This is a genomic window from Pricia mediterranea (genome assembly GCF_032248455.1).
Taxonomy (GTDB): Bacteria; Bacteroidota; Bacteroidia; order Flavobacteriales; family Flavobacteriaceae; genus Pricia; species Pricia mediterranea.
In genome coordinates, this window is record NZ_JAVTTP010000001.1 from 2849839 (window position 1) to 2864671 (window position 14833).

The following is a 14833-nucleotide window of genomic DNA, read 5'->3' on the forward strand; positions in this document are numbered from 1 at the left end:
CGCTCCCCTTTTTTCCTTTAAATACCACATCAAAGGATTTTTAAAGAAAGCTACAGGCTTATCACTAATTTTACCTCTAATGTAAAAATAGAATATTATGGCGGTAATTATGTACGTAGATTTTCCTCATAAGAAGATTTGGGGGAAAGAAATGGCAAATCAAATGAAAGAACTTGCACAAAGTATTACCAAAGAACCTGGTTTTATTTGGAAATTCTGGACGGAAAGTAAGAAGGAAGAAATGGCAGGTGGCGTTTATATGTTCGATTCTCGAGAAAACGCAGATCAATACCTTAAAATGCACTCACAAAGATTGGCAGAATTTGGATATTCGGATATTAGGGGAAAAATTTTTGAAATAAATAATGAGCTTTCTACCATTGGCAAAGCTCCTTTCTAATTAAGTTGGAGTCCAAAGTTCAATGTAAGATTACCATTTAGGAGAAGGTGAGATCATGTTCTTATGGCAGCTCCATAGCCTACAGCACTGGGGTCAAAACAATATTACGATACGAAACATTGCCATGGTCCCCTTGTAGGATGATGGGGCCGGGCGCGAGCACATCGGAACTGATTGCACCTCCGGTTGGGCCACGCACGGGCTCGTTGTCAATTATTTTTTCGCCGTTGAGCACGACCGTTAAGTAACGGTCGTACAACGTGATGTCTAAACTCTGCCATTCGCCGGCGGGCTTTTCGGCAGTGGTACTGGGGGACACCCGACTGTAGAGAGCGCCCATGTTATGGGAGTCGGCTTCCTTCCCGTATGAGTCCACTACTTGAATCTCGTACATTCCTCGGAGATAGACACCGCTGTTATTGCCTTCGGGCACATTGACCTCCAGTTTTAGGTTGAAGTCCTCGAATTCCTGCTCGGTTCGCAAGTTACCGTAATTGACATGGTCCCCGGCTTTGGGTTGAACGGGATCGTTCACCAATTCCCCGTCGATTACGTTAAATCCGTTTGTATGTTTGGGATTGACGAGTCGCCAACCATCCAAGTTTTTACCATTAAAAAGCGATATCGGCTTTCCGTATTCCACATTACTCAAATTGGGGGTATCGGGCATCGGGGGCATGCGTTTTCCGGTAAATTTCTGGGTAGTTTCCCCGACATCGCCCCATGAAGGGCCCGTCATGGTGCCCTGTAGTTGTTCCCCTGATTTTTTGATTCGCAGCGTATAGGTGCGAATATGTTTGCGTTCGTCGGCCGCTCCTTTTTCTGTCTTGGTCACTTCGTTGGTGCGGGTTACTACCAGGGTATTGTCATTCGCTAGATACACATCCGACACGGGAAGGACGCTCCCTCCGATCCAGAGTAGTTCGGCATCCAGAAAGCTCCGTTGGTCATGCACGTTCAACCAGCCGACCCCGCCGCCTTCGATATCCAAGGCCCAAGCGCCCAAGAACGGGTTTTCTGTACTTGCCGATTGTGCGAAAGGGTTCGCCCAAGCCATGGGAGTGCTAAGTAGAACGACTGCGATAAATAGGATGGTATTTTTCATTTGAGAACATCTTACATTACCTGAATTGGCAATTAAGATTCAATTTAACCAATTATTTCAAAATCCCTCCTATTTTCAAATGAATTTAGTTCCTTTTACAGTACCGATGTGGATATCTCAATATCGGCATCCTTCCAAGCCTTGCCGAATTCTTCTTTAATTTCCTCAGCTTCTTCCTTTTTATTTTGTGCCATCAAGCTTTGGTAAAGACCCATTAAAGACCACCCGTTTTGACGGAGTTCTTCGAGATCTTCTCTATATACTTTTTCGGCTTCCCCATATTTCTTGGCTTTCAATAACACGGAACCTAAGGTCTGTCTCGCCGGAATATGCCATGGCGCGGGTTCACTGTAAATCAATTGGTCTTCGAACACAACAGCCTCCCGAAGGTGTTCGATAGCTTTGGCCAAGTCGCCTTCCGCGGCAGCAACTTCACCTGATATTACGGCAAGTGCTACCTTGGCTATACTTGAACTGGAGTTGGTATAATTGGCGACAATATTTTCGAGTTCCGGGTCGTTTTTCATGGTTTCAATAGCCACCAATTCTTCCTTGGCCTCTTTCAAATTATTCTTTCTTAGAAAGGCTATTGCCCGGGCATAGTGACGAATGAGTTTGAGGTGTTTGTAGTCATCCCCTTGATACGGTATCGTCAATATTTCGTTCCATTTGCCAAATCGGGTATAGGCCAAAAGGGGGGTAGAGGCAAAATCTTGCAAGAATGGTAGGCTTGCCAGTTCTGCCGCAGGCACTTTCTCCGCAGTTTTTTTGGCGGCATCGATAGCTGTCTTGCTATCGCCCAATAAACTGGCGGCCGACCACAAAAAATGCAGGTTATGCGGATAATAAGCCAAGGGGTACATTCCTTGCGCAAAACATTGCGAGATATAATCCTCGTCGGCCAAAATGGCTTCCTGATTTGCCTTTACCGCATCTTGATAGCGACCTACACGAATATAGATGTGCCCTGGCATATGTACGATATGCCCGGCAGCCGGCATCAAGGCCCCCAACTTGTCGGCACTGGGCACGGCAAGATCCGGATCGGTAAGCTCCATCATGTGAATGTAATAATGATGTGCACCCGGATGATCGGGATCGAGTTGAATGGCCTTTTCCAAGGCCGACTTACCCTTTAGCGTATTGGAAGCGGGATTGCCCTCATTGTCCCAATAGTTCCAGGGCATGGTGTTCATGATCGATTCCCCGTACATGGTCTGTATGTTGGCATCTTCCGGGAATTTTTCTACGACCTTGGCCATGGCTTGCATATAGGCGTTGTTCAAATCGGCGATATCCTCCGTTAAATCCTCGCTATATCTGGCAGCCAGCGCTTCGATCAAGGCTTGTTCCTTTGGATTTGCCTGGGCGGCCAACTTTTCTGCCTTTTCGAGGGCCTCATAGGCTTTTTGCTTCCGTTCATCGTCGGGAAGCGCGTCGTTGATGTTGGGCCCTAGAGCATAGGCCTGTCCCCAAAAGGTCATGGCCGAATTGGGGTCGAGCCGCGATGCTTCCATAAAGGCGCGATGTGCCTCGGCATGGTTAAAGGCATAGCTAAGCCGTACCCCTTGATCGAAAAATTTTTGTGCCTCCCCATTGCGCGTACTGATCGGAACAGTGAGGTTACCTAAATTTTCGAACAAGGGGGCGATTTGTCGGGTAGTATCCACATCGCTCAATAGGTATTTGGCAACAGTACACTTAATAGGATTCATACCTGCCTTTTGGAAGTTGTCGGTATTGGCTTCCGATCTTGGGACGGATACATAGATTGCCGATAACAGCAATATGGCGAGTGCGGCCAGGCTTACTTTTGTTTTCATAGGACGATGATTTAATGATAGTGTCAATGGGGGACACACAATGCCAAGCATTGAGATATCAAAATATTGAGGGGGAATTTAATGGGGGAAGGGGGAGGGATAATGTTTAAAGGTAATGAATTTTTAAATGGTAAAATAGGATGAGGGCCATCCTTCGAACCTTAAAAGCGTTTTTAAGGGTTAAAATAGGCTCTTAGTTTCCCTATTTGGGATCGTCGGCAGTAATCATTTGCTTGATACCCACATCGTAAGGCATCGGCAAAACACCGAACCGTTTTTCAAATTTACTGCTGTCAAACATGTAATCCCGGCCATATTGATATAATATTTCGGGCATTTCTCTCAAAAAGGGTGCAAACAGGCCGATCGGGTGGATCATCCATTTGAATGCTACTATCGAACGCACATCAAACCTCAGGATAGGTCCTCCCAAGGCCCCGTGATGGCTATGGTATCGCCATTCTCCTGAAGGTTTACAAAAAGGGTCTTTCCCGAAGGCGAAAATACCGCGCCGGCCATTTCTGATGTAGAACTAGTGTTGGTAGCAAAAGTGTATGTGGTTCCATCGGGTTTAATTCCCCTTAAATGGTTCAGCTCGCCATTGTCTTCACAGAGAATGAGATCGCCCCACGGGGCAATGGTAAGGTTATCGCACATATGAAGCACGTTCTTGTCCATAGACTCGGCAAAAAGCTCTAAAGTGGCAGGGACCGTACCGGTACTTTCGTTGCCTTCGTCCGGGGAAATTCTATACCTGAATATCTGGCCATGCTTATTAGCCCCCCCATTGGTACACACAAAATAGATTTCGTTTTCGCCGTACCACATCCCTTCGCCGCGGGCGAACCTCGCCGCTCCCATTTCAAAGCCCCGAAATCGGAGGTCATCTTTGGGCGATACCACGTCGTCGATGTCCAGCCATTCCACTTCAATGGGTTCATTCAGGGGAAATAGCGGTCCCTCCCAATTCCGGGTGTCAAGGCTTTGACGATTTTTTAAGGCCAAAACTTGTAAGCGGCCTCCCTCCAATAGCTTTTCCTTGACATTCGGAATGTAGCGATAAATGAGTCCGTCGTGGCGGTCTTCCGTCTCGTAAACGATACCGCTGTTCGGGTCTACGGCCACCGCTTCATGATTGAAGCGCCCCATGCCCGTTATAGGAACAGGGTTGGCGAGGCCCTGTTCGATGGCAGGTACCTCGAACACAAAGCCGTGGTCTTTTTCGACGCTACCCTCAGCGGTAGTCACATCTTCCTCACAAGTGAGCCAGGAGCCCCATGGGGTTATGCCCCCCGCACAATTTCGATTGGTGCCTGCCAAACTAAGGTGTTGCCTTTCGACTTCTTGTGTACTCTCGTTAAATACCAAAGTGGTGGTGCCTCCAAGACTGGGCTTTTGCATTTGACCGGCATCGTATAGCGAAGCTGGATCTATTTGGCGCAGCAATTCATTTTCTTTTCCAAACGGACTATCTTCCAGGGGCTCAGGATTGTTCTCATGGTTTCTGACCAAAATAACGTGGTTATCGGTATCGCCATAAAAAGCCCCCATGGCATCCGGTCTTCCGGGAACGAGGAAGCCATCGTTCATTTTTTGGCCCGCTTTTGATATGATTTTATAGGAAAATCCCTCGGGCAAGTCCAAATACCCTTGATTATCACGGACAAGCTTCAGATAGTCGCTAGCGTTTTCGGTAAAAAGGGTCGTGTCTTTCGCATAGAGCGCCCGTTGCGCAAAGGCCATAAAGCCCAAGCTCGCCAAGGTAGATTGTTTGATAAATGCCCTTCTTCCCGTCTCACTATTATTTGCCTTTTGTTGATTCATATCTTTATTCGTTTGTTAAAACTATTCATTTTTCGAGATTTGAACACCTTTTGCATATACCAATTATTTATAAGGTGATTTCCGTTTCGTGGTTGTTAATAAGCTATTTAGTGACGGTTCGACAATTTCGATAGTCAGATTTTTCGATTAAACTTATGTTAAATTAATTATATTTGGGGAGAACCTGATTTGCTATGGACCGGAATTATTGTTCTTATTTGGCAACTATCAAATATATCCAAAATAAACAGCCGACCTATGAAACTGAAAACAAAGCAACTACTATTTTTTCTTTTATTCTTGCAACTGGCTGCCATTGGCCAGGCACAGGAGATTAGCGTATCGGGCGTCATAACCGATGCCACAACGAACGAACCGGTGCCAGGGGTCAATGTGGTTCAGAAGAACACGACCAACGGGGTAGCCAGCGATTTTGACGGGAACTACTCCATCAACGTTCCGTCCGATGCCATTCTGATCTTTAGTGCCCTGGGATATAGTTCCCAAGAGGTTGCCGTAAACGGACGGACCGACCTGAACGTGGTACTGGCGGAAGATGCCGCCCTCTTGGATGAGGTGGTGGTCATCGGTTATGGTGAAGTACGTAAAAAAGACCTAACAGGTTCGGTAAGCCAGGTGGGGGGTGATGAGTTGGCGAACCTGCCTGCCGCGAGGGTGGATCAGACGCTGCAAGGAAGAGCCTCGGGAGTGCAGGTTTCCCAGATCAGCGGGGAACCTGGCGCGGCAACGACCATCCGAATTCGGGGTGGTAATTCCATCCAGGGCAATAACGAACCCCTATGGGTGATTGATGGGATTATCGTGGGTACGGATTACAATTTGAGCAACCTCAATACCAACGACATCAAATCCATTGATATCTTAAAGGACGCCGTAGCCGTTTCAATATACGGAACTCGAGGTGCCAATGGGGTCATTTTGGTAACGACAAAAAGTGGTGCCGGGGCCCCGGGGGGGACAACTAATGTTTCGATAAACGCTTACGGTGGATTGCAGTCGATGGTCACCCAAGTCGATTTCCTCAATGGCCCGGAGCATGCGGCCTACGCCAACGAGGATGCGGCCTTTCGAAATTCGGCCCTTCCATTTGCGAATTTGGATAATGTACCTAACGTGGATTGGATTGACCAAGTGACCCAGTCCGCTCCTGTGCAAAATGTCGATGTGAGCGTTTCCGGGGTTTCCGAGAATCGCGACGTGAACTATTACATTTCAGGCAACTATTTCGATCAAAAGGGACTGGTGCGTGCTACAGGCATCGAAAAGTACGTTTTCCGTGCCAATATGGATATAAAATTGTCCGACATGTTCAAGGTCGGTTTCAGGGCCAACATTTCCAAATTACGACAGGAAAATACCAAATTCAACATCGATGCCCTGTACCTGGAAACGACCCCGACCAGAGCCATTTTTGATTCCGAAGGAAACTATACCGCCCTGGATCCAATTACCGATGGCATTACACCGAATTATGAGGCCGATATTCGGCTAAAACAAGATCACAACTTGGAGACTAATATCCTTGGCAACGTTTATCTCGAGTTCAGGCCCTGGGAAAATACGGTGTTCAGATCCACCTTCAGTCCCGAAATCAACGATTATAAGAGAAATCGATTTAATCCCGGAGCCCTGCCGGACAACCTGATTACCGATGAGGGCGGCGATGCCCGAATCGACAATTCATTGCGGGTCAGTTTTATCAATGAGAATACATTGACCTACGATACCGATATTGGTGAAAACGACCATTTGACCGTATTGGCTGGGTTTACCCTTCAGAAAACTGAATTTGAGACAAATTTTTCCCGATCTTTCGGATTATCCAATGATGTTACGGGTTTTAACAATCTGAGTTTTGGGGCCGATCCTACCCGGAACCAGCTTGGATCTGGTTATGATTCCTACCAATTGGCTTCCTGGCTGGGCAGAATCAATTATTCCCTGAACGATAAATATTTGTTCACGCTGGTTGGAAGGGTAGATGGCTCGTCGCGTTTTGCGCCGGGCAATAAGTATGCGTTTTTTCCCTCCGGAGCATTTGCGTGGAAGTTATCCGAGGAAGACTTTATCAAGGAGTTAAACGTTTTTAGCGACCTAAAACTGCGTGCCAGTTACGGTTTGTCGGGTAGTCAGGCGATACCTTCCTATAGAACTTTGGCGCTACTGGATGTGGCCAATACGACGTTCAACGGAATCGAGAATTCGGGGGTGACTTTGGGCCGTCCCGAAAATCCCGCTCTTAAATGGGAAACTACCGAGCAGCTCGATATAGGTCTTGAAATGGGCTTTTTCGACAACCGGCTTTCCCTTGAGATCGATTATTACCAAAAACAGACCAGTGACCTGTTGCTCAACGCGCAGATACCCAGACAGACCGGTTTTGTGAGCAAGCTGCAAAACATCGGTCAGGTCGAAAATAGGGGTATGGAATTCTTGGTGAACAGTATCAATGTTTCGAACGATAATTTTCGCTGGTCGACATCGCTATCCCTGTCGGCGAACCGAAACAAGGTGACCGATCTGGGAGGTGTCGATTTTATCAACTTGGTCACTCCGGCCCAGCAGGGAGGGACCGGAGCCCGGATTATTGTCGGTGAAAGTGTGCCGGTATTTACGGGAGTTCGCTATTTGGGGACTTGGAAATCACAGGCGGAAATCGATGCGGCAGGTCTTGGGGGCAATCACGACGTAGGCGGTCCTCGCTTTGAAGATACGAACGGCGACGGCGAAATTACGGAAGACGATTTTGTAGTATTGGGAAGTCCCCAGCCCGACTTTTACTTCGGAATCGGTAACACCCTATCGTACAAGAACATCGACCTTGACTTTTTCTTTCAGGGCACTTCGGGCAACGAGGTCTTCAACAGCCTGACCCAGACTGCCTATTTTGGTCGATCGGAAACTACAAAATACAAGGAGACCCTGAACCGATGGACGCCCGACAATCCCGATTCGGACATTCCGCGAGCGGGAGCCGTGGCCGCCTTGTCGGAAATCTTCAACAACTCGGTCATGATCGAGGATGCCTCCCACATAAGACTAAAAAGCCTTCGGCTGGGATATAATGTTCCCGTTGAAAAAATGGGACTAAAAGGGATCAAGGGCATCAATATCTACGCCGTGGGCACCAATCTGTTCGTACTGTCCGACTTTAGACTTAAAGATCCCGAAACCAGCCAGTTCGACGGGGATAGTGAACAGGAAAGTAATCTTACCACTGGATTTTCAAGAGGACAGTATCCCAGTTCGCGGACGATTTCGGTAGGTACCCAAATTAATTTTTGAGAGTTGCATAAATAGATCAAGCGCTTCCACAGAAAAACAAATTATATGAGACATTCAATATTTTTATTCGCACTATTGGTAACCCTGGGGTTTGGCGTTACCAGTTGTGATACCTATCTAGAAGAGGAGCCTAGGGACTTGGTTTCCCCTGGTAATTTTTTTAATACATCCTCTGAATTTGAATTAGCGATCGTAGGGATATACGATATTTATAAGGATAATTCCCTGCACGGAAAAATAGGTTTGGACCGCTATTATGAAAATGGAGCGGACGTTATCGGTCCCAACAGGGTGTTCGGGCAAGTAGAACCTACCCAGTCTTACTCGCTGAGCGAGAGTAATATCGGCGCCATAGACCAAGGTGCCGGGGCACCTCTTACTTGGCAGAACCTTTATGCCATCGTTTTGAATACGAATTCCATATTGGACCAATTGGGGGCGAACGAAAATATATCCCAAGAGGAAAAAGAAAGGTTCGAGGCCGAAGCATTGTTCTTAAGGGCATACGCGTATTATCATCTGACCAATCTTTGGGGCGATGTACCCTACTACCGCGACTTTTTACCGATCGAGGAGATACAGATGCTACCCCGAACGGATAAAACGATGATCAGGGACGAGATTTTGGTCGACCTGCAGCAAGCACAAGACCTGCTACCGTCAAGCTATGAGACCAACGACTTCGGGAGGGCCAGTAAATGGACCGCCGCCACCCTGATGGTCAAGATTTACCTAATCCAGCAAAAATGGCTGGAGGCACGGGACAAAGCCGTGGAAATTATCACTACTTCTCCTCACGATTTATTGGAAGACTATGCGGCGGTCTTTGCTCCGGACAATGAGTATAACCAAGAAAGTATATGGGAAATCGATTTTATAAAGGATACCAATTCGAATGATTGGGTAGACCACTTTACGCCCCGGATACGGGATGAGCCTAAAGATCCTTCAAAACAGGATGCTTTAAGCGCCGCACTGGCGGAAAGGAACGAAGGGTTTACCGGATACGGACTTGCAATTCCCCTGCCCGATTATGTAAACAAGTTTCCGATGGACGACTTGCGAAGACCTTCCAACATTACGACCGAATATCTCGGATTTGAACTGAACTTCGCCTATATGCCCAAGATGTGGAACTTAGATCAGATCAATTCCCCCCGGGGCAACCACGGTGACAATAAAATCATTTTCAGGTTGGCCGATGTATATCTGATGGCCGCCGAGGCAGAGAACGAACTCAATGGTCCCGCAGCCGCTTACCAATATATTAATCGGGTTCGCGAGCGGGCCTACGAGCCCGACCAGCCTCTGGCGGGACTCTCCCAAGAAGATTTTAGACAGGCGATCTATGACGAGAGAAAGTGGGAGCTGGGCGGTGAAAACCACAGAAGAATGGACCTGATCCGATGGGGCATTTTGTTGGACGTCGTTAAAAATACGGAATACCGCATCTATGACCCGGCATCCAATATACAGCCTCATCACGTATTGTTGCCCATTCCCCCCGAAGAACTTCAACTCAATCCCGCCCTATTGGAATCCGATCCAACCAACAACGGGTATCGGTAAAGGTGTTCGACCAGAACACCCAACCAATTTGAGTTAGGTATGTCCCTTCGAGACTCTCGAATTCGCTCAAGACAGGCTCAGTCGAGACGTTTTGATTGACCCTTCGACTGCGCTCAAGGTGACAAAAGCGACCTTTAGGCTTCTAAGCGAATAGGCAACATGAGCAAAAGAATTCTGAAATTTAAGTGTTATGAGATACGGTGGATGGTGCTGGCCCTGTTGCTATTCACTGTAAAAACCGGGATAGCCGATGAGCGCACTGACCGAACCTCCAGGCCGAATGTGCTGTTTATTAACGTGGATGACCTCGGATGGCGCGATGTCGGTTTTATGGGCGGGGATTTTTTCGAGACCCCGAACATCGATGCCCTGTCAATGGAAGGCATGACTTTTACCCGCAGTTATGCCGCAGCGGCCAATTGTGCGCCAAGCAGGGCCTGTTTGATGACAGGTCAAAACACTCCGAGACACGGAATATATACGGTAAGCCCTTCTGCAAGAGGCGATGCCCGTACCCGGAAATTGGTTCCGATTGCCAATACCGATTCCCTTTCGCCAAAGGCAATTACCTTGGCGGAACTGTTTAAAATGGCGGGATACGGAACGGCCACCTTTGGCAAATGGCATCTCGGCAAAAACCCGACCGACCAGGGTTTCGATGACAACAAAGGGGGCGACCTTCGGGGAAATCCGGGCAGAAAGGGATATTTCAGTCCGTACAAGGTGGCCAATCTAGAAGATGGCCCCGAAGGCGAGAACCTCACGGACCGGCTGACCCAAGAAGCCATCCGATATATCGAATCTTCTCGCGATATTCCATTTTTTGTCTATTTGTCCTATTATGCCGTACACACCCCTTTGATGGCCGAGGAAGACCGCATTAAAAAATACAAGGCCAAGAAAAACCCACTGGGTATCGATGCTGTGTATGCCGCAATGGTGGAAACAGTTGATTCCAACGTGGGAAAGCTCTTGGACGTGCTAAAGGCAAACGGACTGGAAAGTAATACCTTGGTCGTGTTTACCTCCGACAATGGGGGTATCCGATCTATTGCCACACAATTCCCCCTTAGGGCCGGGAAAGGATCTTATTACGAAGGGGGCATCCGGGTACCCGGCATCGTCAAATGGCCGGGTGTCGTAAAACCGGGCTCAACACACGATCGCCCCGTCACGAACCTCGATTTTTTCCCCACGTTCAAAAATCTGTTAGGTATGGATTTGCCGGATCAGCCTCTCGATGGCAAAAGTTTGCTTCCCATTCTTCAAGGTAAGTCCTTGAAAAAACGCCCGTTATATTGGCATTTCCCCATCTATTTGCAAAAATATGATTCCGAAAAAGACGATGGTCGGGATCCGTTGTTCCGAACTAGGCCGGGTTCCGTTATCATTCACGGAAACTGGAAATTGCACTATTATTATGAGGACAACGGACTAGAACTCTACAACCTAAAAAGTGATGTAGGGGAACGTAATAACCTAGCGTCCAAAAGACCTAAGAAATCCGGAAAGTTGTTGGGTATGCTAAACCAGTGGCTTGCCGAGACAAGCGCGCCCATACCGAGGACAGCAAACCCCGAATATATAGACTGAACAATAGTATAATTCAGGTCGGAAGGATTGTTCGCTATTTGACACCGATAGGGAATATGACAAAGATGACATCGCTGCAAAGATCTTATGGGGCGGTTTGCCCGCCAATGGGTAGTAAGGACGGATTAAATGCGGTTCACTTCAGCATTGTTACTTATGAAGAATGGGGTTCTTTTTCAGTTCAAAGAAAAGCTGCTGGAGTTTTTTTGTGACAGGCCCTGGTTCCACCCGGTGATAAAAGGTATGGTCATCAATTTGCCGTATAGCCGCTATTTGTGTCGTCGTGCCCGTTAAGAAAGCCTCGTCCATTGCATTAATTCGTTCAAAAGCAATGGCCTCCTCCCGATAGGGGATATTATTGTCCCGGCATAGTTGCAGAACGATTTCACGGGTGATTCCGTTTAGAATATGCTCATCCGCAGGATGCGTAAACACCATTCCTTCATTCACAAAAAATAAGTTGGAATGCGTACCTTCCGTCATTTTTCCATCCCTGTTGAAAATAGCTTCATAATGGCCGTTTTGAATGGCAAAATCGTTTGCCATGACGTTGCCGAGTAACGAGGTCATTTTGATATCGCAACGATGCCACCTAAAGTCGGGGCGGGTAACTGCCGAAACCGGTTTGTTATTAACTTCCGGCAGCACGAAGGGTACGGCATACATCAATAAGGTTGGCGCGGTATCTTTGGGGAATGCGTGTTTTCTAGGGGCCGTTCCGCGGGTTACCTGAATATAGAGCAGGCAGTCTTCGGTAGTTAATCCTGTAGCGTCGAGCAGTCGGTCTATTTTCTGTGGAAGTGTTGACAGTTCAAAGCTAAGCCGCACTTTTTTAAGGGAGCTTTCGAGTCGGTCTAGATGTTCTTTTCCGAAGAAAAAGCGATTGTCTAACTGTACCATGACCTCATACACTCCGTCTCCAAATAAGAAACCACGGTCAAAAACCGACACTTTAGCCTCAGATGCGTTTAGAATAGCGTCATTTAGAAGTACTTTTTCCGGATAGTTCGACATAGCGTATATTTTGATTTCAAGCCTTTGGGCCACATTATTTTTAGTAGGCAAGAGAACGCATGGGAAGCATAGCTTGCACTAATTCAAAATTTCCAATTGCTTTATAACCTGTTCAGCGGTTATAGGGTACGGGGTGCCTTCGCGGATCGTTCGGTACGCCGCATCGAAGATCTGCAGATAAGAGGATCTGGGCGAAGCAATGTTTTCGACTTTTTTGGATCCATCTTCGGTCATCAGGGTAAGCACTCCCATCTGGCTATCTTCTTCCAGACCGTACTGAGGATCTTTGGGACCCACATTTTCCATCAATTGTGATTCTTGAACATCCGAACGCTGTTTTACGTAAGCCCCTTGTGTGCCGTTCAAAGTGAAAGCAGGCTTGGTATCGACGACCAAAAGACTGGCAGTAACAAAAACCTGAAGATCCTTGGGATACGTCAAATGGATGTGCGCATAATCATCTACCTGTGTATTGGGACGAAAATGGCCCAACGTTTTGGTCCAATTCAAGGGCATACCGAACAGTGAAATTACCTGATCGAGGAGGTGCGGGCCAAGGTCGAATAAAAGTCCGCTACCAGGAACAGGGGTTTCCTTGGCCGCTTTTTGCCCGATTTCGTATTTATAGCGATCGAACCGAAAATGTACTTCGACCAATTGACCGAGTTTGCCCGAATCGATCACTTGTTTTACGGAAAGGAAATCGCTATCGAACCTTCTATTCTGATAGGGAAGTGCGTGCCTATTGTTTTTTCGGGCCGTTTCAAATAGTTGCTCGGCCTCCGCGGGCGTAACGGTGAAGGGCTTTTCGACCATTACGTGCTTGCCCATTTGAAGTGCCCTGAGTGCAAATTCAAAATGGGTATTGTTCGGCGTATTGACAATGACCAGTTCGATTTCATCGTCCGCCAAAAGCGCGTCCACGGAATCGTAACTTTTTATATCAGGATATTTTTGATCTGCACGTTTCTGCGAACGCTCTACCACCGCCGTAAATTCGAATCCTTTATGGGCATCTACGAAAGGGGAATGAAAGAGTTGGCCGGACATACCGTACGACAGAATTCCTGTTTTTATCTTTTTTTCCATAGTCCAATATACTATATTATGTTTATCCGTTTCGAAACCTTAATCTGACGTGGGGCTGTGAGACTTAGGACCAAGGACTAAAAATCTTGAAAAGACAGCCCAAACTAGCCAATATAAACAGTAGTCACATTTTCTTTTTCGGGGCCCATACTGGTTTTTTTCGCGGGATACCCCTAAAACAAAAGAGAATAACCGAAAATCGGCTACCCTCTTTAGTGTAAGTTGATCGGTACTTAAAGGGCCGCTGCGCCTGCTTCGGCTACTGCCTGATCATTTTCAACGGAGCTTCCGCTAACGCCGATGGCTCCGATGATTTCTTCCGAACCATTTTTGATCGGCACGCCACCCGGAAAGGTGATCAAGCCATTGTTGGAATGTTCGATATTGTACAAAGAACCGCCCGGCTGAGACAACTCGCCGACAGCGCCGGTATTCATATCAAAATAACGGGCCGTTTTTGCTTTCTTGATCGAGATGTCCAAAGAACCCAGCCATGCGCCGTCCATGCGTGCGAAAGCTACTAGATTTGCTCCCGCATCTACGACTGCGATATTCATTTTTGTGTCCAATGACTTGGCTTTTTCTTTTGCCGCTGAAACTATTTTTTCGGCTTGCGCTAATGTAATGTTCATAATGTGTGTTTTAAGAATTAAATAATATGGTATAAGTAATGTACGATTCTTCTCCGTAAATTACGGAAACCTTCCAATAAATAAATCCCTGAGGATTTTAATATACCATTTTAAACTGGTCTTTTGAACTTTGCAACCTATTATCCTTTAACCACGCTCCGGGCTGACATATTCGGACATAAAATCGCGTTTAAGGGCCCACAGGCTCCTTTTCTACGAAAGAGCGATGACTTCCAATTTCGGTTATGCAGGCCCAGTACTTTCCACGTTTTTCTTACGGGGAGGCGTTTTTTCAATTTAATCGTGGATTAGGGCATAAGACTATTCTACCTAACACGCAATACTGTGAACTTTTTCATCGAACGGGCCGCTTTGTTAATGATTTTCAGATATTTGCGCCAATTCTTAGCGTACTACGTCGGGTTTTGGTCCCTAAACGGACAAGCATTTTATTTTTTTAAGGTATTTTAGCATTTCC

Annotated in this window: 10 protein-coding genes; 4 read left to right on the plus strand and 6 right to left on the minus strand. The window is 47.0% G+C overall.

Features of this window, described 5'->3' with window-relative positions; all coding sequences use genetic code 11:
• Positions 1-97: 97 nt before the first annotated feature.
• Complete coding sequence (locus RQM65_RS11665) at positions 98-400, plus strand: monooxygenase (protein WP_314015190.1); 303 nt, start codon at positions 98-100, stop codon at positions 398-400.
• A gap of 79 nt (positions 401-479) precedes the next feature.
• On the opposite strand, the gene RQM65_RS11670 is transcribed toward RQM65_RS11665, so the two are convergent.
• The 3 genes from RQM65_RS11670 to RQM65_RS11680 form a co-directional block, all read right to left on the minus strand.
• Entirely contained in the window at positions 480-1505 is a 1026-nt protein-coding gene (locus RQM65_RS11670) for a 3-keto-disaccharide hydrolase (protein ID WP_314015192.1), read from the minus strand.
• Positions 1506-1600: 95 nt separating this feature from the next.
• Entirely contained in the window at positions 1601-3328 is a 1728-nt protein-coding gene (locus RQM65_RS11675) for a tetratricopeptide repeat protein (RefSeq protein WP_314015194.1), read from the minus strand.
• Between the two features lie 414 nt (positions 3329-3742).
• On the minus strand, positions 3743-5152 hold the full coding sequence (locus RQM65_RS11680) for an alkaline phosphatase PhoX (RefSeq protein WP_314015196.1): 1410 nt from the start codon (positions 5150-5152) through the stop codon (positions 3743-3745).
• 258 nt (positions 5153-5410) lie between these two features.
• Here RQM65_RS11680 and RQM65_RS11685 point away from each other — a divergent pair, with 258 nt between their 5' ends.
• The 3 genes from RQM65_RS11685 (at position 5411) to RQM65_RS11695 (ending at position 11620) form a co-directional block, all read left to right on the plus strand.
• Complete coding sequence (locus RQM65_RS11685) at positions 5411-8458, plus strand: SusC/RagA family TonB-linked outer membrane protein (protein WP_314015197.1); 3048 nt, start codon at positions 5411-5413, stop codon at positions 8456-8458.
• A 45-nt stretch (positions 8459-8503) separates the two neighbouring features.
• Complete coding sequence (locus tag RQM65_RS11690; RefSeq protein WP_314015198.1) at positions 8504-10027, plus strand: RagB/SusD family nutrient uptake outer membrane protein; 1524 nt, start codon at positions 8504-8506, stop codon at positions 10025-10027.
• 159 nt (positions 10028-10186) lie between these two features.
• A complete protein-coding gene (locus RQM65_RS11695) occupies positions 10187-11620 on the plus strand; it encodes a sulfatase (protein ID WP_314015199.1) in 1434 nt (477 codons plus the stop codon).
• Between the two features lie 150 nt (positions 11621-11770).
• Here the strand turns inward: RQM65_RS11695 and RQM65_RS11700 are convergent, their stop codons facing one another.
• The 3 genes from RQM65_RS11700 to RQM65_RS11710 form a co-directional block, all read right to left on the minus strand.
• Positions 11771-12634 carry an aminotransferase class IV gene (locus tag RQM65_RS11700; protein WP_314015200.1) on the minus strand — a complete coding sequence of 288 codons (864 nt, stop codon included), beginning with the start codon at positions 12632-12634 and terminating at the stop codon, positions 11771-11773.
• 78 nt (positions 12635-12712) lie between these two features.
• Positions 12713-13723 (minus strand): Gfo/Idh/MocA family oxidoreductase, encoded by a 1011-nt coding sequence (locus RQM65_RS11705; RefSeq protein ID WP_314015201.1) that lies wholly within the window; start codon positions 13721-13723, stop codon positions 12713-12715.
• A 233-nt stretch (positions 13724-13956) separates the two neighbouring features.
• Positions 13957-14355, minus strand: coding sequence for a GlcG/HbpS family heme-binding protein (locus RQM65_RS11710; protein WP_314015203.1), 399 nt, complete (start codon positions 14353-14355; stop codon positions 13957-13959).
• Positions 14356-14833 lie beyond the last annotated feature (478 nt).

Coding starts and splice junctions, on each gene's coding strand:
- RQM65_RS11665 (WP_314015190.1), top strand. CDS start 98: ATGGCGGTAATTATGTACGTAGATTTTCCTCATAAGAAGATTTGGGGG.
- RQM65_RS11670 (WP_314015192.1), bottom strand. CDS start 1,505: ATGAAAAATACCATCCTATTTATCGCAGTCGTTCTACTTAGCACTCCC.
- RQM65_RS11675 (WP_314015194.1), bottom strand. CDS start 3,328: ATGAAAACAAAAGTAAGCCTGGCCGCACTCGCCATATTGCTGTTATCG.
- RQM65_RS11680 (WP_314015196.1), bottom strand. CDS start 5,152: ATGAATCAACAAAAGGCAAATAATAGTGAGACGGGAAGAAGGGCATTT.
- RQM65_RS11685 (WP_314015197.1), top strand. CDS start 5,411: ATGAAACTGAAAACAAAGCAACTACTATTTTTTCTTTTATTCTTGCAA.
- RQM65_RS11690 (WP_314015198.1), top strand. CDS start 8,504: ATGAGACATTCAATATTTTTATTCGCACTATTGGTAACCCTGGGGTTT.
- RQM65_RS11695 (WP_314015199.1), top strand. CDS start 10,187: ATGAGCAAAAGAATTCTGAAATTTAAGTGTTATGAGATACGGTGGATG.
- RQM65_RS11700 (WP_314015200.1), bottom strand. CDS start 12,634: ATGTCGAACTATCCGGAAAAAGTACTTCTAAATGACGCTATTCTAAAC.
- RQM65_RS11705 (WP_314015201.1), bottom strand. CDS start 13,723: ATGGAAAAAAAGATAAAAACAGGAATTCTGTCGTACGGTATGTCCGGC.
- RQM65_RS11710 (WP_314015203.1), bottom strand. CDS start 14,355: ATGAACATTACATTAGCGCAAGCCGAAAAAATAGTTTCAGCGGCAAAA.